Consider the following 20,528-nt stretch of genomic DNA (forward strand, 5'->3'; position numbering starts at 1 on the left):
CCTCGATGGCGCGGACGTTCAACGGGACCATCAACGTCGACGTCCGGGACTCGGTCCCGGACTGGGAGCCCTACCTGCAGCCCACCGCCCCGACCGACGCCCCGAACGTGCTGTACATCGTGCTGGACGACGTCGGCTTCTCGGCGATGCAACCGTGGGGCGGTCTCATCGAGACACCCCACATCAACCGGCTCGCCAGCAACGGTCTGACGTACACCAACTGGCACACCACCGCGCTGTGCTCACCGACCCGGTCCTGTCTGATCACCGGCCGTAACCACACCACGAACGGGATGGCGTGCATCGCCGAGGCCACCACCGGGTTCCCCAACTCCAACGGGCACATCCCGTTCGAGTGCGCGACCATCGCCGAGGTCCTCGGCGAACGGGGCTGGAACACCTACCTGCTCGGCAAGTGGCACCTGTGTCCCGCCGACGAGATGAACCTGGCCTCCACCAAGCGGAACTGGCCGGTCGGGCGCGGCTTCGAACGGTTCTACGGCTTCCTCGGTGGCGAGACCAACCAGTGGTACCCGGATCTGGTGTACGACAATCACCCGGTCGAGCAACCGTCCTGGCCGGAGGACGGCTACCACCTGACCACCGATCTCACCGACCGGGCCATCCAGTTCGTCCAGGACGCCAAGGCCATCGCACCGGACAAACCGTTCCTCATGTACTTCGCCCCCGGCGCGACCCACGCGCCGCACCACGCCCCGAAGGAGTGGATCGAGAGGTTCCGGGGCCGGTTCGACGAGGGCTACGAGCGGTACCGCGAACAGGTGTTCGCGCGCCAGAAGGAACTCGGGATCCTCCCGGCGCACGCCGAACTGTCACCGATGAACACCTACGCCGACGAGCGCGGCGCGGACGGCACGGAGTGGCCGCCGCTGGACGTGGTCCGGCCGTGGGACTCGCTGTCCGAGGACGAACGGCGGCTGTTCTGCCGGATGGCCGAGGTGTACGCGGGTTTCCTCGCGCACACCGACCACGAGATCGGCCGGCTGCTCGACTTCCTGGAGAACTCCGACCAGTTGGCGAACACGATCGTGGTGTTGGTGTCCGACAACGGCGCCAGTGGCGAGGGCGGACCCAACGGCTCGGTCAACGAGAACAAGTTCTTCAACGGCATCCCCGACGACATCGAGGACAACCTGCGCCAGCTCGACGAGCTGGGCTCGCCCGCCACCTACAACCACTACCCCGTCGGCTGGGCCTGGGCGTTCAACACCCCGTTCAAGATGTGGAAGCGCTACACGTTCGAGGGTGGCGTGGCCGACCCGATGATCGTGTCCTGGCCGCGCGGCATTCCCGCCAGGGGCGAGCTGCGCCACCAGTTCGTGCACGCGACCGACGTGGTGCCCACGATCCTGGACTGTCTCGGCATCGAACTGCCGGCCGTGGTGAAGGGCTTCCCACAGGTCCCGATCGAAGGCGTGAGTTTCCGGTCGACCTTCGCGGGTGACGACGTGCCGACGCCCAAGGAGACCGCGTTCTTCTCGATGCTCGGGTCCCGCGCCATCTGGCACCAGGGCTGGAAGGCCGTCGCCGTGCACCCGACGATCGCCGGGTGGGGCCACTACGACAAGGACCGTTGGGAGCTCTACGACACCGAGCACGACCCGACCGAGTCCCACGACCTCGCCACCGAACACCCCGACCGGCTCCGGCAGCTGGTCAACCTGTGGTTCCACGAGGCCGGGAAGTACCACGGGCTCCCGCTGATGGACCTGACCGCCCGCGAGATCCTCGCCGACCCGGACCGGCCGCAGGTCGTGCCGGTCAGGGACCGGTACGTCTACCGGCCCGGCACCGCCGAGATCCCGGAGTCCGCCGCGGTCAACCTCCGCAACCGCTCCTTCACGATCACGGCGCTGGTGCGGGTGGACTCGCCGGACGCCGAGGGCGTCCTGTTCTCCCAGGGCGCGTGCTTCGGGGGACACGCGCTCTACGTCCGGGACCGCACCCTGCGCTACGTCAACAACTTCGCCGGGATCGACGAGCAGCTCGTCACCTCGACCGCCGAGATCCCGGTCGGCGACGTGGTGCTCTCGGCCGTGTTCGTCCGCGACGGTGACGGGCTGCCGACCACCGGCACCCTGTCGCTGCACGTCGGCGAGCAGAAGGTCGGACAGGCCAGGATCCGGACCCAGCCCGGCAACTTCTCGCTCGCCGGTGAGGGGCTCAACGTCGGCAAGGATCCCGGTGAGCCCGTCACCGGCGACTACCCCGGCAGCCGTCCGTACCCGTTCACCGGCGGCGTCGTCGACCAGGTGGTCGTCGACGTCGCCGGTACCCCGTTCCTGGACCTGGAGAAGGAGGCGGCCGCGATGATGGCGCGGGAGTGAGCGGTCAGCCGAAGGTCACCACCAGGCGGCCGTCCGAGGCGAAGGACCAGCGGAGGGACCCGGTGTAGGCCGAGCAGCGGGAGCCGTTCGAGCCGGACCAGAACTGGTTGGAGCTGTCACTGTTGCCGATGATCCGGTCGTTGGAGCCGCTGTCGCAGGAGGTGTTGCCGCGGAAGACCGACGAGCCGCCGTCGAAGTTGAAGTTGCGTTCCTCGTTGCCGACGCTCACGTTGTCCGACACGGTCATGGTGCCGAGGTTGCGGTTGTAGGTGAAGCCGTGTTTGCCGTTGCCGTGGGCGATCGAGCGGCGGATGACGTGGTTCACCCCGATGTCCTCGCCGCCGAGCTTGTAGCCGTTGCGGTCGCCGTTGCCGGCCTGCGAGCCGTCGGAGAGCGTGCCGTTGTCCAGCGCCAGGGAGTCCTCGATGGTCACCGCGCCGATGGGGCCGGTGTCGGACTTGGTGTACAGGTCGTAGCCGTCGTCGATGTTGTTGTGCGACACCGTGTACCGGAAGACGTTGCCGCCGCCGACGGTGAGTTTGGGGGCGAAGCCGTCGGCGTCCTCGCCGTCGGAGTCGGCGTTGTCGTGGGACACCGAGCTCTCGATGAGGTTGTTGGCCGGCCACTGGGACTGCGGGGTGTTCGAGGCCAGCCGGGACAGCTGCAGGCCGGTGTCGCGGTTGAACCGGGTCACCGTGCGGCGGATGATGTTGTTGCTGCCGGCGAGCAGGATCCCGTTGTCCCCGGCGCGTTCGACGACGATGCCGTGGATCGTCCAGTAGGAGCCGCCGATCACCAGGCCGCGGTTGGCGGTGTCCTCGCTCTGCGCCGAGAAGTTCAGTACCGGGGTCTCGTTCTGGTAGGCCGTGATGGTCTTGCGGGCCGAGGAGGTGCCGCTGTTGTTCTGCGCGATGGTGATCGTCTGCGTGTGCCGGTAGGTGCCGCCGCGCAGGTAGATCGTCCCGCCGGCGTCGACGCGGGTCAGCGCGGAGGTCAGCGTCGTCGGGTCGGAGATGGTGCCGGTGGCGCCGTCGGTCCCGCCGGGGGCGACGTAGAGCGTGTCGGCGGTCGGCGGCGGGGTGTCGTCGCCGGTGGTGAGGTCGAGCGCGTCGAGGTTGGGCAGGCCGGCGCTCGTGGTGGGGTTGAGCCGGATCGTGTTCGTGCCGGCGGTCGTGGCCACGGTGAACGTCCTGGTGGCCCAGGTGTCCCAGGTGCCGGTGCTCTCGAACGGCACGGACGCGACGGTGGTGCCGTTGACGACCAGGTCGGCCGGGCGGGTACTGGTGGTGCCGTTGGCGAACCGGACCTGGACCGTCGAGGTGCCGGCGGTGGCGGTCACCGTGAACTGGGCGTGGGCGCCGATCGCGTTGGTGCTGTTGCAGAAGCCGGTTCCGGTGTAGCCGGGCCAGTCGCTGTCGATGGTGCCGGTGCACACGGCCGGGGACGTCTCGGCCTCGTACCGGGTGGTGGCCGCTGCCGCCGCGCCGGGCGCCAGGACACCGACGGTGCCGGCGACGGCGAGCACGGCAACGGGAACTCCGAGTCTCATGAATAACCTCCAAGGCGCGGGAAAGCGCTTGCCTTCGACGTTATGCAGGCACCCGAACAGGTGTCAATCGACGCCGCCGTGGACAATGACGTCCACGGCGGCACCCGTCACCGATCCGCGACACCACCGCTGGCCTGGGAGTTCGACATGATTCGACGCCCCGATGACGGAATTCTCTGCGTCCACACCGGACCTGTCGGACGGAATCGTCCACCCTCCGGTCAGTGTTCGGGGCGGTCCCGGGGAAGAATGCTCTCCTGGTGGTCGAGTTCCCGTTCCAGGATCCGCAGATCGGCGTCCAGGAGCTGACCCGAATCCCGCCAGCTCAACATTTCCTCCCGTTCGGCGGCGATCATCTCCCGTCGGGCCATCAGGCCGTGGTGGTAGTCGGTGTCCACCGGGAGCTCGTCGTCCTCGGCCGAGGACAGGTGCTCGACCCGGCTGGTGTAGCGCTCCAGGCGCAGCTGGGCCGACTGGCGCAGCGGCTCGGTCGCCGGCGCGAGGTCCGGGTCCTCCTCGACCAGGTCGTCCAACCGCGCCAGCGCCGCCTCGACGGCGGCGACCCGCGCCTGGTTGCGGGTCAGCGCCCGCGCGACGTCGGTCCCGGGGATGCGCAGCCGGCGCAGCAGCGGCGCGAACGTCAGACCCTGGCCGATCAGCGTCACCAGCACCACCACATACGCGCAGAACAGCAGCAGGTCCCGGTTCGGCACGTCCACCGGCACGATGTACGCGGCCGCCAGGGTGATCACGCCCCGGGTGCCGGCCCAGCTCAACGCCAGCAGCTCCCGGCCCGACAGCGGCGGGTTGCCCGGTTTCGGGTCACCGCCCAGCCGCGCGTGCATCCTGGTCGGCAGGTGCGCGCTGGCCAGCAGCCACAGCGGGCGCACGCCCAGCACGATGACCGTCGTCACGGTCGCGGCGATCACCACGGTGCCCGGCTCGTAGACCTTGAGGTCGGCCACCAGACCGGGCAGCTGCTGTCCGATGAGGACGAACACGTAGCCCTCCAGCAGGTACTCCACGAACCGCCACACCGCGCGCTTCTGCAGCCGGGCGCCGCTGGACTGCAGGTAGGGGTTGCGGTGGCTGAGCCACAGCCCGGCGACCACGACCGCCAGGACCCCGGAGACGTGCAGCTCCTCGGCGACCAGGAACGTGGCGAACGGTGTCGCCAGCGACAGCGCGTTGTCGATCAGCGAGTCGGTGATGAACCGGCGCAGCCAGGTCATCAGCAGCGCCACCACCATGCCGACGGCCAGCCCGCCGGCCGCCACGAGCAGGAACTGCCCGACCGCGCCGGCCGGCGAGAACGAACCACTCACCGCCGCCGCCACCGCGACCTTGAGGATCGTCAGCGCGGTCGCGTCGTTGAGCAGCCCCTCCCCCTCGACGATGGTGATCAGCCGGGGCGGCAGCCCCGCGCGGCGGCCGATGGCCAGCGCGGCCACCGGGTCCGGCGGGGCGACGGCCGCCCCGATCGCGACGGCGACACTGAGCGGCACGGCGATCACCGCGCTCAACCCGAACCCGACCGCCAGCGCGGTCACCACCACCAGGAACACCGACAGCCCGACGACCGTGCGCGCGTTGCGACGCAGACCCATCAGGCTCGACTGCAACGCGGCCGCGTACAGCAGCGGCGGGATGATCAGGTAGAGCACGATCTCCGGATCGAGCTCGAGGGTGGCGCCCGGCAGTGGCAGGTAGCCGTAGCCGATGCCGGCCACCACCAGGAGAATCGGGGCGGGAAGGCCGGTCCGGTCGGCCACCGCGTGAGCCAGCATCACCACGGCCAACCCACCGAGTACCAGCGCTAACGTCGCGATCATGCCCGTATTCTCACGTTCGTGCACCGGCGGCCGGGCAGCCGGGGTCAGCGCAGCGCGGCCAACTCCTCGGTCGACGGGTTGCGCAGGATCGTCCTGTCCCGCCAGATCACCACCGGCAGGTCCTCGGGGTCGACGTCCAGGTCGTCCAGCAGGCCGGCCGCCCCGGAGTCCTCGTCGATGTCGGCGAAGTGGTCGACCAGGCCGTTGTCGGCCGCCCACGCGCGCAGCCGCCGGGTGTCCTCATCCGGCGCGCGGCCGATGATCCGCAGGTCGGGGACGGCCTCCAGGTAGCGGGAGCGGCGCAGCAGCATCGCCCGCAGCACCACCTCGTGCAGGCCGGCGGACTCGGTGAACGCGGCGTGCAGCGCCGGCGGGGTCAGCTCGATCACCTCGGCCTCGGTCGTGGCCAGCGCGGTGATCACCGGCGACTGGCCGGCGAACAGGCCCAGCTCGCCGACGAACCGGCCGGGACCGCTGACCGCCCGCACGTGCTCGGCCGGGCCGCCGAGGTCGTCGACGGTGGCCACCGTGCCGTCGGTGATGACGTGGAAGTTGTAGCTGGGGTCGCCCTCGGCGAACAGGATCCGGCCGCGTTCGACCCGGCGGCGGGTGCCGTGCCGGTCGAGCACGGCCAGGTGTTCCTCGCTCAACGTCGGATAGGTGCTGTCGTCGGCGGTGAGCCGGTCGGCACCGGCCGGGATCTTCTCCGGCGGCACGACCGAGGTCCTGGTGACCGGGTCGGGCAGCAGCACCACCGGGCGGGGGCCGGGCGGGGGTGCGGTCTCGCCGACGCTCTCCAGCAGCCGCGCCACCAGGGTGTCGGCGTCGAACGGGCCGGTGTGCCGGCGCTCGCCGACGAAGAACGTCGGGGTGCCGCCGGCGCCGCTGGCCTCGGCCGACTCGGCGTCCTCGCGGACGTGCTCGGCGAACCGGCCGTCGCCGAGGTCGCGGGTGAACCGGGCGAGGTCCAGGCCGATGGCCGCCGCGTGTTCGACCAGCATCGGCGCCTTGAGCCGGTCCTGGTTGGCGTAGAGCCGGTCGTGCATCTCCCAGTACCTGCCCTGCGCGCCGGCCGCCTCCGCCGCCTCGGCCGCCAGCTCCGCCTTCGGGTGCACGTCGACCAGCGGCAGGTGACGGAACACGTAGCGCACCCGGTCGCCGAGCCGCTCCAGCACCTCGTCGACGGCGCCGGTCGCCCGCCCGCAGAACGGGCATTCGAAGTCGCCGTACTCGACCAGGGTCATCGGCGCGTCGACCGGGCCCCGGATGTGGTCGCGGTCGGGGTCCACGGGCGGCACCAGCGTCCCGGCGGTCCGGCCGTCCTGGCCGTGGCGCCGGTCGCCGAGCCGGAACAGGCCCCAGCCCAGCAGCGCGGCCAGCAGCGACGCGGCCAGCACACCGACCCTGGCCTGGTCGGCCAGCGGCGAGTCGCCCAGCGCGAGGTCCACGATGAACAGCGAGATGGTGAACCCGATCCCCGACAGCGCGGCGCCGCCGAGGACCTGGCCGGGGTTGAGCCCCCTGGCCATCGTGCCCAGCCGCAGCGCCACGGCCGCGTAGGCGCCGCCGGTGATGCCCAGCAGCTTGCCCAGCACCAGGCCGGCGATGATGCCGATCGTGACCGGTGAGGTCACCGCCTCGGACAGGGTCTGCGAGCTGAGGCTGACACCGGCGTTGGCCAGCGCGAACAGCGGGACGATCAGGTAGCTGCTGTAGGGCTCGTAGAGCCGGTGCAGCCGGTCGGCGCTGGGCACCGACCGTTCGATGCCCAGCCGCGCGGCGCGCGCCAGCTCCGGACCGGGTGACTGGCTGAACGCCCTGGTCAGCCTGGCGGCCTCGGCGACCTCGTCGCGCCGGGGCGCGTAGGCCGGGGTGAACAGGGCGATCACCACACCGGCGATCGTCGGGTGCACCCCGGACTCGTACATCGCCACCCACACCGCGACGCCGAACACGAAGTAGGCCGGTCCGCGCCAGACCCGCAGGTAGCGCAGCCCCACCATGAGCCCCAGCCCGACCAGCGACACGATGAACGGCGTCAGCGACAGGTCCTCGGTGTAGAACAGCGCGATGATCGTCAGCGCGCCGACGTCGTCGGCGACGGCCAGGGTCAGCAGGAAGGTCCGCAGCGCGCCCGGACAGGCCGGGCCGACCAGGGCGAGCACGCCGAGCAGGAACGCGGTGTCGGTGGAGATCACCACACCCCAGGCCCGCGCGGCCTCGCCGCTGGGGTTGAACAGCAGGTAGACGGCGGCCGGCACGGCCAGGCCGGTGACCGCGGCGGCCAGCGGGACGGCGGCCGTGCGCCGGTCGGCGAGGTCGCCGACCACCAGTTCCCGCTTGACCTCCAGCCCGACGACGAAGAAGAAGAACACCATGAGCCCGTCGTTGACCCAGTGCCGCAGGTCCAGCGCCAGCTCGCCGCCGCCGAACCCGATCGACAGCTCGGTGTGCCAGAAGGCCTCGTAGGAGTCCGACCACGGTGAGTTCGCCCACAGCAGCGCGATCACGGTCGCGCCGAGCAGCAACCCGGCGGCGGCCGCCGGGTTGGCGAAGTAGTCCTTGAGCGGGCGGGCCAGCTGGGCCAGCACGTCGCGGGTACGGGAGGGTGTCGCGCCTTCCCAGTTCAGCTGGGGTGGGGAGGAACTCACCCGCGGATGCTAACCGTCTTCGGGGTCCCGGCGCCTCGGCACGCGCGGGCCGGGTCGTCCCAGTTGGACATGGGCGTCGGCGACCGCGCCCAGCCCCTCGACGGCGACGGCCTCGGCCTGGGTGAAGTCGGCCTCGGTGGTGGCCCTGGCGAGCAGCGAGCCGGCGGTGAGCCACCGTTCCCTGGCGGTGCGCAGCAGGGCGGCGGCGCGTTCGTCGGTGACGTGCTCGGGTCCGTCCTCGACGTAGTGGCCGAGCTGGTGGTAGCGGGAGCGGGCGGCGACCGCCTCGTCGTTGCTGGCCAGCGCGCGCTGCCGACGTCCGGTCAGCAGTGGGGTGAGCGCGCCGGCCGCCACCACCACGACCGCCACCGCGATCCACACCCAGCTCATCGTGCCGCCTCCTCGAGTTCGGTCAGTGCGCGTTCCGCCTCGGCCGGCGCGCCAGACTCGACCGTGGCCAGCAGGGCGACGTACCTGGCCGCCAGGTCGGCCTGCCGGCGCGCCGCCCTGGCGTTGTTCGGTGGCTCGGGGTGCAGGACGGTGTCGGCCAGCCGGTTGAGCCGCGCGTTGATCCGCTCGGCGCGGGTGTGCGCGGCGGCGGTCCGGGAGCCCCGGCGGGCGACGAGCCCACCGGTGGCACGGACCAGGACGAACAGCGCGATCGTGCCGGCGACGATGCCGCCGAGGGCGAGCACGACCTGCCAGGCCTGCGGGGCGTCCGGGGTGGGCGGTGGGGGCACGACGATCCCCCGGCGCGGGACCCCGTTCGGGCTGTCGCGCATCGTGTAGTGGTCGAACGTGTACACGTATTCCTCGACCTCGGCGAACCGGTCGGTCTCGGTCACCCGGAAGTGGGTACCGAGGTGGACCCCGCCGACCACACCGCTCACGTAGTCCTGCGGGTCGACCGGGTTGGCGTCGTTGGCGAACTCCGGTCCGACGCAGTACTCGGCGTCGTACTCGCCCCGGTCGTCGAAGGCGTAGAGGATCACCACGGAGGTGGCGACCAGGTCGGCGATCTCCGCGCAGTGTTCGGCGCGCGGGTCGGTGACGTAGGTCGGGTCGTCGAGCAGCGGCTCGGCGAGGAGCACGACGACGATCGCCCGGTCGCCGATCAGCTCGCGGGAGCGCTGGGCGTCGATCAGGCCGGGCCCGCCGGGCTGTTCGTAGACCGAGGTCGTGCGCAGGCCGTCGACGACCTCGCGCGCCAGGGCGGAGACCGGCTCGGGCGGGGAGGCGACACCGAAGACCAGCACGCAGCCGGCCACCCCGAGCACGACCGCGCCGACCAGCCAGCGCGGCACACCGAACCAGCGTTTCATCGGCGCTTCCCCTTCCGGCGGGCCGACCTCACGGCTCTGGCGGCGACCCGCGCGGCGTACTTCGCGGCGGCGGCGCGCGCCGACTTCTTCGCGCGCGCCCGGGGTTTCGGTTCGGGCGGGGCCAGCAGGTCGAGTCCTTCCTCGGCGATGCGGCGGACCTCGACCATGGCGGCGGCGGTGTGCGCCTGGTCGTAGAGCAGGCGGGCGGTGGCGTGCCGTTCGGCGGCGGCCGGGTCGGCGCCCCGGCCGTCCTCCTCGGCCGCCAGGACGGTGGCGCCCAGGTCACCGACGGCCGCCATGGCCGCCGCGCTCTCCGCGCGCAACGCCCGTTCCTCGACGGCCGCGGCGGCGGCGAGCCGGGTGCGCTGGCGGTAGAACGCCGCGCCGCCGAGCACGAGCGCCGAGCCGACCAGCACCCACGGCGCCAGCGTGGCGACCGTGCGTTGCACGTCGAAGGGCAGCGCCCGTGGCTGGGGCGGCGGCTGCGGGTAGCCCCACGCGGTCTCGGTCAGCAGCAGGTCGAGGCGCTTGGTGGTGTCGCGCAGCAGGCCGGTGCTCGGCCGGCCGGTGGCCAGCAGGGACAGGTCGGCGTCGCTGTAGGCGTAGGCGCGGGCGGCGAGGGCCTTGGCCTGGTCGGGGGCGGCGATGTCGAACCAGTCGCCGTGCAGCACCATCACCACGTCGTCGGGGTAGGCCTTCGCCAGCGGGGTGAGGTGGTCGACGACCGGCTGGCCCGGCTCCAGGCCGGGGAACGCGGCGATCCGCAGGTCCAGCCCGGACTCCTCCTTGGCGATCTCCACGACCCAGTCCTCCACCGGGTCGGCGCGGCCGGGCGCGTTGTACAGGCGCCGGTCCCGCAGCGCGTCGACCACCTCGGCCGCGCGGTCCGGATCGGCCGGCACCGGGGCCGGGTAGGTGATGTCGACGTCCTCGGCGACCGACGGCGGCAGGCCGCGGCTCAGGCGCGCCAGCACGATCAGCCGTTCGGTGATCACCCCGGTGGAGGTGGTGGCGCGCAGTTCGTCGAGGTCGGCCGGCAGGCGGTGGTCCATGGCCGATCCCCCGCTGACCATCGTGACGTCCAGGCCGGTGGCGACCAGCAGCGGCAGCTCACGGTCCAGCGCCCAGGTCTGGATCGGCCGGGAGACCACCTCGTGGTAGTCGTTCTCGGTGCTGTCCTCGCCACCGGTCCGGTACCGGTCGTAGTCGACGTAGGGCAGCACGACCAGCCGGGTCTTCGGCCCGAGTTCGTCGCGCACCCGGGCCTCGTCGAAGTGGGCCACGGTGCCCGGGGCGCGCACGACCCGGTCACCCCGGTCCAGGGCCGCGATGATCGGGGCCACATCGAGCCGGCCATCGAGACGGCCGCCGAGACGGGCGCCGGCCGAGGCCGGCGCGGCGAGCAGGCCGAGGCCGATGACCGCGAGCAGGCAGGCGAGGGTTCCACGCACGCCCGGCAGCATTCCAAACAGGACTGTCCGGGGGCAGTGGAATCCGGAAAGGGAGCCCGGACCGTGACGCTCAGCAGCTGACGAGCAGCCCGGTGAGCGCGTAGCAGGTGCTGGTGGCCCGGTCGTCGCTCGGGTCGGGGTCGGCCGGCGTGCTCGCCGCCCGCACGACCGAGGTGGTGAACGGTCCGAGGGCGAGCAGGCCGGTGCCGGTGGAGAACCGCACGGTGCGTGACTGACCGGCCGCGAGCGTGTCAACCGCGCAGGTCACCGCGCGCCCGCCGCCAGGGACACAGTCGCTGGAGCCGGCCCAGCCAAGGCCCGGCGCGTAGGTGGCGGCCAGCCGGATCCCGGTCGCGGTGACGTCGCCGTCGTTGGTGACGGTGACCGCGTAGTCCACCCGGGGCGCCAGCAGGCCGTGCACCGTGGCCCTGAGTCCGACGCGCAGGTCGGCGGCCTCGGCGGTGACCGTCAGCGCCGGGCCCGGCAGTTCCTCGAAGGCGTAGTTGCCGCCGGCGAACTGGTGGGTCCACTGGTACACGCCACCGGCGACGTCGTCGCGGACGCGGAAGGTGAACTCGACGGTCGCCACCTCCCCGGGCGCCAGCTCACCAACGAAACCCCGGTAGGTGGAGCCGAAGTCGAAACAGGGCACGAGCGCGCCGGTGCACGAGACCAGTTCCGCGAGCCCCGTCAGCCCGCCCACCGAGGCGTGCGCACTGGTGACGGTGAAGTCGGTGGGATTGTGGATCTCCTGCGCGACGGTGAACGTCGTTCCCGGCGCGAGGCTGGTGGTGCTGACCGTCACCGCACTGGAATCCGGTGGCGCCGCCTGCGCGACCGGACCCGTCACCAGACCCGCCGCCACGACAACGGCCACGACCGAACCACGCCACGCTTTCACCGGCACTCCCCACGTCGACATCTGCCGGGTGGGTCGCCGCGAGGTGCTCCGCCATTACCGAAAACGGTGGGAATTCACCCTCGGAAGCCCAACGTCGCCGTCTGCTGAGCGGGCAGGACGAGGATCCGGTCGTCGCCGGGGCGGGCGGCGCTGACGCCGTCGGTGTTGCTGGTGAGCATCCACAGCGCGCCGTCCGGCGCGACCGCGACGTCCCTCAGCCGGCCGTACACGCCGACCAGGTGCTCGACCGGGGTGCCGACCTGTCCGGCGCGGTCGAGCGGAACCTGCCAGAGCCGTTCGCCGCCCAGTGCGGCGATCCACAGTGAGCCGACGGCGTAGGTGATGCCCGACGGTGAGGCCTGGCCGGTGCGCCAGACGATCTCGGGGGCGGTGAACCGGGAGCCGATCGACGGGCCCTCGACCTCCGGCCAGCCGTAGTTGTGGCCGGGGCGGATCTCGTTCAGCTCGTCGTAGGTGGCGGAGCCGAACTCGGTGGCGAAGGCCCGGCCGGCGGGGTCCCAGGCGATGCCCTGGACGTTGCGGTGGCCCAGCGTCCACACGACCGAGTCGGGAAAGGGGTTGCCCGGGGCCGGGCGGCCGTCCGGGGTCAGCCGCAGGATCTTGCCGCCGAGCGAGGCGAGATCCTGCGGGTACTCGGTGCGGAAGTTGAAACCCGTTGTGGCGTAGAGCATTCCGTCCGGCCCGAAGCGCAGTCGGCCGCCGTTGGCGTCGTCGGCGACCGGGATGCCGGCGAGGATCGTGCGGATGTCGGTGATGGTGTCGTCGGCGTACCGGAAGCGGATGATCCGGTTGTCCTGCGCGGTGGAGACGTAGGCGTGGACGAACCGGTCCTGCGCGAAGTGCGGTGACACGGCGAGCCCGAGCAACCCGCCCTGCGGCCGGCGCACGACCCCCGGTATGACGCCGACGGCGCTCACCTGGCCGGCCGGGGTGACCCGCAGCAGCCGTGCGGTGTCCCGCTCGGACACGAGGGCGTCGCCCCCGGGGAGGAACGCGATCGCCCACGGCGTGCGCAGTCCCTGGGCGATCGTGGTCACCGCCGGTTCCGCGTGCGCCGATACCGCGCCACCACTCACGAACGGGATGAACAGGCACGACACGGCAAGCACGCATCTGGCGATCTTCATGCGACCATGGTTGCCCACCCTCGAACCCGGCCTCGACCGGAACACGCCGGGTTCCACCCGATCCGGCGACGCACCCGGTTGACGCCCGCCAGAAACCGTAACTACGATCGTTGCAGTTTCCGTGGGAGAGGTGTCCGGGTGGGGCTCAGCAGCAGGAGTGCGGTGGCGATCCACGCGCTGACGATGTTGGCGCGCTGGGACGATCGCACGCTCACCTCGGCCGAGATCGCCGAGAGCCTGTCCAGCAACCCGGTTCTCGTGCGCCGCATCCTCGGCAACCTGCGCGACGCCGACCTGGTGTGGTCCACCGAGGGGCGCGGCGGCGGCTGGTCCCTGGTCCGCCGGCCACGGGAGATCACCCTGCTTGACGCCTACGCCGCCGTCGAGCAGGGCCCGGTGCTCTCCCGCCATCCCCACTCCCCCAACGAGTCCTGCGAGGTCGGGCGGCACATGCGGGGCGTGCTGGAAACCGAGTTCCTGGACGCCGAACGGGCCATGGAGCAACGTCTGGCCGCGACCACGATCGCCGACCTGGTCCAGCAGGTGCTCATCGCCGAGCGCTCGCGGGGAACCGCCTGACGAACCGACTTTCACCCCTTGTCCTTCCGCATGCCCTAACTGCAACCATCATGGTTGCATTTTGGAGGATCCCGATGCCCCTGCTGGCCGTCCTCATGCCGGCGGTCCTGGTGACGGTCGTCGCCAGCGACATGGTCACCCTCATGCTCCCGGCCATGGCCGCCGGATTCGGCGCGTCCGAGGCGGAGATCGCGTGGGTCGTCACCGGCTACCTGCTGGCGTTCTCGGTCGGCATCCCGGTCTACGGCCGGGTCGCAGACCGGGTGCCGCTGCGGCGGCTGTTCACCGTCGCGCTGGCCGGTTACGTCGTCGGCAACGTGGTGTGCGCGCTCGCCCCGACCCTGCCCGTGCTCGTGGCCGGCCGGATCCTCACCGGGGCCGGCGCGGCCGCCCTGCCGGTGCTCTCGGTCGTGGCGATCACCCGGCTGCTGCCCGAACACCGCCGTGGCACGGGAATCGGCCTGGTGTCGGCCGCCTCCGGGATCGGCGCCGCGGCCGGCCCGGCGCTCGGTGGCGTGGTGGGCCAGTACCTCGGCTGGCCGGCCCTGTTCTGGCTCATGGCGGCCTCGGCGCTCGTGCTGCTGCCGCTGGCCGCCCGGGCACTGACCGGACAGACACCGCCCGGCGACGCGACGCGGTTCGACCTGCTCGGTGGCGTGTTCCTCGGCGGCGGCGCCGGTCTGGCGCTATTCGGGATGACCCAGGCACAGGTGGCCGGCTTCGCCGCGCGGGCGTCGTGGGTCAGCCTGCTGGCGGCGGCCGTCCTGCTGGCGCTGTTCGCCTGGCGCACGGTCCGGGCCGCCGAGCCGTTCGCGCCGCCGGAGCTGTTCGCCAACCGGGCCTACCGGGCCACGGTCCTGATCGCCCTGCTGGCGATGGTCGTCAACCTCGGCGGGCTGGTCCTGGTGCCACTGCTGGTGGTGGAGGTCAACGGCCTCGACCCGGGTGTCGGCGCCCTGGTGATGATCCCCGCCGGGATCGCCGTCGCCGTGCTCTCGCCGGCGATCGGGCGTCTCACCGACCGGTGGGGCACCCGGTCGCTGGTGGTCACCGGGCTCGGGTTGATGGCCCTGGCCGGGCTGTGCCTGTCGACACTCACCGGCGGTGCGTCGGTGGTGCCCGCCGGGGCCGGGGTACTCCTGCTCGCCGTCGGCTTCATCCTGGTGATCACGCCGATCATCGGCGCGGCGGCCGGCACGCTGCCGCCGGAGCGGGTCGGTGTCGGCCTCGGACTGGTGCAGGGCGCCCAGTTCCTCGGCGCGGGCGCCGGACCGGCACTGTTCGGCGCGCTGGTATCGGCCCGGCGGCAGAGCGACGCCGCCGCCGTCAACCCGCTGCACTCCGGCGCGGACGGCGCCGCCTACTCCGACGCCTTCCTCGCCATGGCGGCGATCGCCGTCCTCACGACGGCACTGGCGTACCGGCTCGCCGGCGGTGCGCCAGGTAGCCGATCGAGGCCGGCATGAGCAACACCGGCCACAGCGCCGCGCACAGGTAGCTGCCCAGGCACAGCCACGCCCACCCGTCGTAGGGCTGCCCGGCGAACGGGTCCACCTTGTCCCAGGCGATCACCGACATGCCGACGATCAGCAGGAGCAGCCCCGACCCGGCGATCCCGGCCACGCCGACCAGCGTCCCCGCCCGCCGGCGCAGCCACTCGGGCGTCCAGCGTGGAGTGAGCCGGCGGACGTCCACGACGAGCGCGAAGGCACACGCGGCGGCGAGCAGTTGCAGGACCGACAGGGTCAGCACGTACCAGGTTCCGGTGCCCGGGATGTCCTGCGCCGCACGCCATCGCGCCGGGGTGCCCAGCGTCGGCCCGGCGGCGAGCACGATCCGCCACAGCGCGGTCGGTACCGCGGCGGCGAACGCGCCGTAGGCACACCACCTGATCCACCTCATGTCGCCACGGTAGCCAGCAGGCGGGTGGTCACCTCCCGCAGGCGTCGGGCGTTGGCGGGGTCGAGGGTCTCCAGGGTGAGCGGCAGGGTGGTGTCCCGGTCGACCGCGGTCAGCGGGGCGGCCGGCGGCCGGTCGAGGAAACCGTGGATCGGCGCGACGGCGCGGTCCACCGGCCGGGCGGCCAGCCGGGCGGCCAGGCGCAGCAGCACCCTGACCGGTGCCGGCAGCGGGCTGAGGTCGCCGCTCCTGGTGAACCCGGGGTGGTAGAGGACGTAGCGGATCGGGTTGTCCGGCTGGGCGGCGAAGGCGACACCGAGCAGGTCGTTGGCGCGACCGGCCTGGAGCTGGGCGGTGACCGTGCCGTAGCGGCGTTCCAGCTGCGGGTCGTCCCAGTGGATGCGGCCCTTGGTGACGCCGACGCCGGCCACGTTGACGATCACCGGGTGGGCGGCGCGGCGCAGGGCCGGCGTGAGGCCCTCGCCGAGCAGGTGGCGGCTGAGGTAGTACAGGGCGAACGTGCGTTCCAGCCCCTCGGCGGTGGTGATCCGCCGGGGTGCCTGCCGGTTGGCGAACAGGCACAGCGCGTCGATGACCTCGTGGCGGCCCAGGATCCGCTCCGCCACGTCCCTGGTCGCCGCGACGCCGGACAGGTCGACGCGGTGGAACTCGACCCGGTCGCCGGCGCCGAGCCGGGTCGCGTCGGCGAGCAGCAACTCGCCCTTGGTCTCGTTGCTGCCGAGCACGACGACCCGGTCGCCGCGTTCGGCGCGGGCCAGGGCCAGGGCGCGGCCCATGCCGTCGGTGCCGCCGCTGACGACCACGGTCTTCGCCTGGTGCTGGTGGGACACGGTTCTCCTCGTTCAGTGCCATCGGGTGACCTTCGGGGGGCACGCCTATCCTCGGTAGGGAGTCCGCCGGGCGGAAGGAGGCAGTTTCGTGTCCCGTAGGAACACCGATGTTCCTTCCGTGGTCAGCGCGCCGCTGCCCAGTCCCGTTCCGTCCGAGGAGTACGAGCGGTGCCCGGTCACCGACGTGCTGCGGCGGGTGGGTGACAAGTGGACGGTCCTGGTGATCGTGTTGCTGGGCCGGCGGCCGTACCGCTTCAACGAGTTGCACCGCGACATCGAGAACATCAGCCAGCGGATGCTGACCCGCACCCTGCGCGGCCTGGAGACCGACGGGCTGGTCCACCGCGAGGTCTTCCCCACCGTTCCGCCCAGCGTCGAGTACAGCCTCACCCCACTGGGACGCTCACTGCTGGTGCCGCTCTCCGCGCTCGCCGACTGGGTCATCGACCATCGCGGTGAGATCGCGGCCGCCCGGCACGCCGCTCAGTGATCTGATGAATCTCCGCTTCACTAGGCCATTCGGTCGCGTCCAGACACTGGGCAGCATCTTGACCGGTCATACATCGGATCTCTAGCCTGCGAATGACCTGTCCCAGCGAGGAACGCGGGTAGACGGACATGGACGTTCAACGGAGAGCGCGACGACGCAACGCTGCCGTGATCACCGCGGTGCTGACGTTGTCGCTGGTCAGCACGGGTGGTACCGGGGCGGCCGGCCAACCGGGCGAACGCGACCACGGGCCGGCACCCGCCGGCGAGGCGCTGACACTGTGGTACGACGAACCGGCGACCGACTGGGAGACCCGGTCGCTGCCCATCGGCAGCGGGGCGCTGGGCGCCTCGGTGTTCGGCGGCATCCAGAACGAGCAGGTGCAGTTCAACGAGAAGTCCCTGTGGACCGGCGGTCCCGGCTCCCCCGGCTACGACTTCGGCAACTGGACCACGCCCCGGCCGGGGGCGATCGAGCAGGTCCAGGACCGGATCACCGCCGAGGGCGAGGCCGACCCCAACTGGGTCGCCTCGGTGCTCGGGCAGCCCAAGACCGGGTTCGGCGCCTACCAGAACTTCGGTGAGCTGCGGATCTCCCAGCCTCGGGCACCGCAGGACGTCACCGGCTACCGGCGCGATCTCGACATCGCCGACGCCACCGCCGGGGTCGGCTACACCGCCGGCGGCACCACCTTCGCCAGGGAGTACTTCGCCTCGGCCGCCGACCAGGTGATCGTCGGCCGCTACACCGCCAGCGAGCGCGGGCAGCTGGACCTCACGGTGTCGATCACCGCACCCAGCAACAGGTCGCGCACCTTCGTCGCGCGGGACGGCCGGATCACCTTCTCCGGCAACCTCAACGACAACAGGATGCGTTTCGAGTCGCAGGTGCAGGTGAGCACCACCGGCGGCACCCGCACCGACAACCCGGACGGCACGGTCACCGTCGCCGGCGCGGACGAGGTCGTGCTGGTGATGGCCGCCGGCACCGACTACGCCCCCGTCCACCCGACCTACCGGGGCGAGGACCCGCACGCCGCGGTCACCGACCGCGTCGACGACGCCGTCGCCCGGTCCTACCAGGACCTGCGGGCCCGCCACGTCGCCGACCACACCGAACTGTTCGGGCGCGTCTCGCTCGACATCGGCCAGCGGATGCCCGACCTGCCGACCGACGACCTGCTCTCCGCCTACCGGACCCGCGACCTGCCCTCGGCGCACCGCAAGGCGCTGGAGGTGCTGTACTTCCAGTACGGCCGCTACCTGCTGGTGGGATCCTCGCGCGCCGGCTCGCTGCCGGCGAACCTGCAGGGCGTGTGGAACAACTCGACGTCCCCGCCGTGGAGCGCCGACTACCACGTCAACATCAACCTGCAGATGAACTACTGGCCGGCCGAGGTCACCAACCTGTCCGAGACGACCGCGCCGCTGTTCGACTACGTCGACTCGATGGTCGCGCCCGGTGAGGTGACCGCCCGGGAGATGTACGGCAACCGGGGCTGGGTGGTGAACAACGAGACCAACCCGTTCGGCTTCACCGGTGTGCACAACTACGCCGCGTCCTTCTGGATGCCCGAGGCCGGCGCGTGGCTGGCCCAGCACTACTACGACCACTACCTGTACACCAACGACCAGGAGTTCCTGCGCGAGCGCGCGTACCCGGTGATGAAGTCGCTGACCGAGTTCTGGGCCGACGAGCTGGTCACCGACCCGCGTGACGGCACGCTGGTGGTGAGCCCCAGCTTCTCCCCCGAGCAGGGCCCGTTCTCCGCCGGTGCCTCGATCTCCCAGCAGATCGTGTGGGACCTGTTCACCAACACCCAGCAGGCCGCGCGGACCCTGCGGGACAACGCGACCGTACGGTCCACATCGGACATCCTGGCCAAGCTCGATCCGGGGCTGCGGGTCGGCAGCTGGGGCCAGCTCCAGGAGTGGAAGTCCGACTGGGACGACCCGGACAACACCCACCGGCACGTCTCGCACCTGTTCGCGTTGCACCCCGGCAAGCAGCTGTCGGCACGCGGGAACCCGGAGCTGGCGCAGGCCGCCCGTACCTCGCTGGAGGCGCGTGGCGACGGCGGCACCGGCTGGAGCAAGGCGTGGAAGATCAACTTCTGGGCGCGGCTGCTGGACGGCAACCACTCGTACCTGATGCTGGAGGAGCAGCTCAAGAACAGCACCCTGCCCAACCTGTGGGACACCCACCCGCCGTTCCAGATCGACGGCAACTTCGGTGCCACCGCCGGTGTGGCGGAAATGCTGCTCCAGAGCCAGGACGGCGTGATCGACGTGCTCCCCGCGCTGCCCGACGCGTGGGCCGACGGCGAGATCAAGGGCCTCAAGGCGCGCGGCGACGTCACGGTGGACACCCGGTGGACCGGCGGCGTGCCGACCAGCATCACCCTCACCCCCGGCCGTTCCGGTGAGCTGACGGTCGGCAGCGACCTGTTCACCGGCCGCTTCCGGCTGGTGGACGCCGAGACCGGCAAGAACGTCCAGTACCGGCGGGACGGCCGGACGGTCACCTTCCGCGTCCAGGAGAACCGCCGCTACGTCGCGGCGGCCGCCGGTTCGGTGTCGGTCGCCGCGCCGGACGTGGTCACCGCCGACACCCCGTTCGACGCGACGGTGACGGTCAACGCGCTGGACGCGACCGTGCCGACCACCAGGGTGTCGCTCGCGGCGCCGGAGGGCTGGGCGGTCACCCCGGCCAGCCACCGCGTCCAGTCGCTGCGCGAGGGACAGTCACGGGAGTACACCTTCCAGGTCACCCCGGTCAGCGGATCGGCGAAGGCCGAGAGCCTGACCGCGACGCTGGGAACCTGGGGGCTGACCGGGGTCACCCAGGTGAGGATCGAACCGCTGCCGCCGTGCGCCGTGCCGCCGTCCGGGGAACCGCTGCTGGCGTGGGACCCGACCGAGGGCACGACGATCGGTGACGTCTCGCCGAACGGGCGCGACGGCACGGTCGTCGGCACGGCGGCCTACGACCCGTCCGCGCCCACCGGCTCCGGGTTGACCGTCGACGGCCAGACCTACGTGCGGACCGAACCGACGACGTTGGGGTTCCTGAAGGAGGCGACGTTCGCCGCCGAGGTCCGGGTCGACGACACCGGGTCCTACCGCCGGCTCTGGGACTTCCAGCCCAGCGGTGACCCGGGCACCGACGGGGTGCTGATCGACCTGACGCCGTCGAACGCCGTGCGGTTCATCGGCGCCAACGTCGGGGTGACCACCAACGCGGTGGTCCCGACCGGCCGCTGGGTCGACCTCGTGGTGGTGATGTCCGACGCCGGTGAGGTCGAGGTGTACGTGGACGGGGCGCGGGCCGGCGGCGGCCTGGTGTCCGAGGAGGGCATCAACGCCTGCGCCACCAGGGAGTTCCGCTTCGCCGCCGACCAGGGCGGCGGTCAGCGGCTGACCGGTGCCCTCGACCGGGTGGCGGTACTGCCGGACGCGCTGGCGGCCGACGAGGTCGACACCTGGCGTACCCGGGCGTTCGGCTGAC

The 20,528-nt window shown here is 71.9% G+C and carries 15 protein-coding genes; 5 read left to right on the forward strand and 10 right to left on the reverse strand.

The window, feature by feature from the left end; translation table 11 throughout:
• The first annotated feature begins 5 nt into the window (after nt 1-5).
• On the forward strand, nt 6-2,348 hold the full coding sequence (locus BLA60_RS16080; protein WP_075133670.1) for an arylsulfatase: 2,343 nt from the start codon (nt 6-8) through the stop codon (nt 2,346-2,348).
• 4 nt (nt 2,349-2,352) lie between these two features.
• Here BLA60_RS16080 and BLA60_RS16085 read toward each other — a convergent pair whose 3' ends face one another.
• From BLA60_RS16085 to BLA60_RS16120, 8 genes are all read right to left on the reverse strand, one after another.
• A complete protein-coding gene (locus tag BLA60_RS16085) occupies nt 2,353-3,897 on the reverse strand; it encodes a carbohydrate-binding protein (RefSeq protein WP_075133671.1) in 1,545 nt (514 codons plus the stop codon).
• 221 nt (nt 3,898-4,118) lie between these two features.
• Nucleotides 4,119-5,729, reverse strand: a complete 1,611-nt coding sequence (locus BLA60_RS16090; protein ID WP_075133672.1) for a Na+/H+ antiporter — start codon at nt 5,727-5,729, stop codon at nt 4,119-4,121.
• A gap of 44 nt (nt 5,730-5,773) precedes the next feature.
• Nucleotides 5,774-8,380 (reverse strand): Na+/H+ antiporter NhaA, encoded by a 2,607-nt coding sequence (nhaA, locus tag BLA60_RS16095; protein WP_084734986.1) that lies wholly within the window; start codon nt 8,378-8,380, stop codon nt 5,774-5,776.
• 9 nt (nt 8,381-8,389) lie between these two features.
• Nucleotides 8,390-8,770: a hypothetical protein gene (locus BLA60_RS16100; protein ID WP_075133674.1), complete on the reverse strand. Its 381-nt coding sequence runs from the start codon at nt 8,768-8,770 to the stop codon at nt 8,390-8,392.
• Entirely contained in the window at nt 8,767-9,702 is a 936-nt protein-coding gene (locus tag BLA60_RS16105) for a hypothetical protein (protein ID WP_075133675.1), read from the reverse strand. Before BLA60_RS16105 ends, BLA60_RS16100 begins: the two co-directional genes overlap by 4 nt.
• Nucleotides 9,699-11,153 carry a hypothetical protein gene (locus BLA60_RS16110; protein WP_154814383.1) on the reverse strand — a complete coding sequence of 485 codons (1,455 nt, stop codon included), beginning with the start codon at nt 11,151-11,153 and terminating at the stop codon, nt 9,699-9,701. The genes BLA60_RS16105 and BLA60_RS16110 overlap by 4 nt, the downstream gene beginning before the upstream one ends.
• Nucleotides 11,154-11,223: 70 nt before the next feature.
• Nucleotides 11,224-12,054 (reverse strand): COG1361 family protein, encoded by an 831-nt coding sequence (locus BLA60_RS16115; protein WP_245812007.1) that lies wholly within the window; start codon nt 12,052-12,054, stop codon nt 11,224-11,226.
• Nucleotides 12,055-12,128: 74 nt separating this feature from the next.
• On the reverse strand, nt 12,129-13,202 hold the full coding sequence (locus tag BLA60_RS16120) for a PQQ-dependent sugar dehydrogenase (RefSeq protein WP_075133678.1): 1,074 nt from the start codon (nt 13,200-13,202) through the stop codon (nt 12,129-12,131).
• A 138-nt stretch (nt 13,203-13,340) separates the two neighbouring features.
• Between BLA60_RS16120 and BLA60_RS16125 the strand changes: the two genes are divergently transcribed.
• Both BLA60_RS16125 and BLA60_RS16130 read left to right on the forward strand, forming a co-directional pair.
• Entirely contained in the window at nt 13,341-13,781 is a 441-nt protein-coding gene (locus BLA60_RS16125; protein WP_245812008.1) for an Rrf2 family transcriptional regulator, read from the forward strand.
• 74 nt (nt 13,782-13,855) lie between these two features.
• A complete protein-coding gene (locus BLA60_RS16130) occupies nt 13,856-15,247 on the forward strand; it encodes an MFS transporter (protein ID WP_245812009.1) in 1,392 nt (463 codons plus the stop codon).
• Here the strand turns inward: BLA60_RS16130 and BLA60_RS16135 are convergent.
• Nucleotides 15,183-15,683, reverse strand: a complete 501-nt coding sequence (locus BLA60_RS16135; RefSeq protein ID WP_075133681.1) for a hypothetical protein — start codon at nt 15,681-15,683, stop codon at nt 15,183-15,185. The two genes, BLA60_RS16130 and BLA60_RS16135, sit on opposite strands and share 65 nt — an antisense overlap.
• A complete protein-coding gene (locus tag BLA60_RS16140; protein WP_211288740.1) occupies nt 15,680-16,531 on the reverse strand; it encodes an SDR family NAD(P)-dependent oxidoreductase in 852 nt (283 codons plus the stop codon). Before BLA60_RS16140 ends, BLA60_RS16135 begins: the two co-directional genes overlap by 4 nt.
• 88 nt (nt 16,532-16,619) lie before the next feature.
• On the opposite strand from BLA60_RS16140, the gene BLA60_RS16145 reads away from it, so the two are divergent.
• Both BLA60_RS16145 and BLA60_RS16150 read left to right on the forward strand, forming a co-directional pair.
• On the forward strand, nt 16,620-17,021 hold the full coding sequence (locus BLA60_RS16145) for a winged helix-turn-helix transcriptional regulator (RefSeq protein ID WP_075133682.1): 402 nt from the start codon (nt 16,620-16,622) through the stop codon (nt 17,019-17,021).
• A 128-nt stretch (nt 17,022-17,149) separates the two neighbouring features.
• The gene (locus tag BLA60_RS16150; RefSeq protein WP_084734988.1) at nt 17,150-20,527 is read left to right on the forward strand and encodes a glycosyl hydrolase family 95 catalytic domain-containing protein; all 3,378 of its coding nucleotides are present in this window, start codon (nt 17,150-17,152) and stop codon (nt 20,525-20,527) included.
• Nucleotide 20,528: the final 1 nt, after the last annotated feature.

Source organism: Actinophytocola xinjiangensis (assembly GCF_001921215.1).
GTDB classification, from domain to species: Bacteria; Actinomycetota; Actinomycetes; order Mycobacteriales; family Pseudonocardiaceae; genus Actinophytocola; species Actinophytocola xinjiangensis.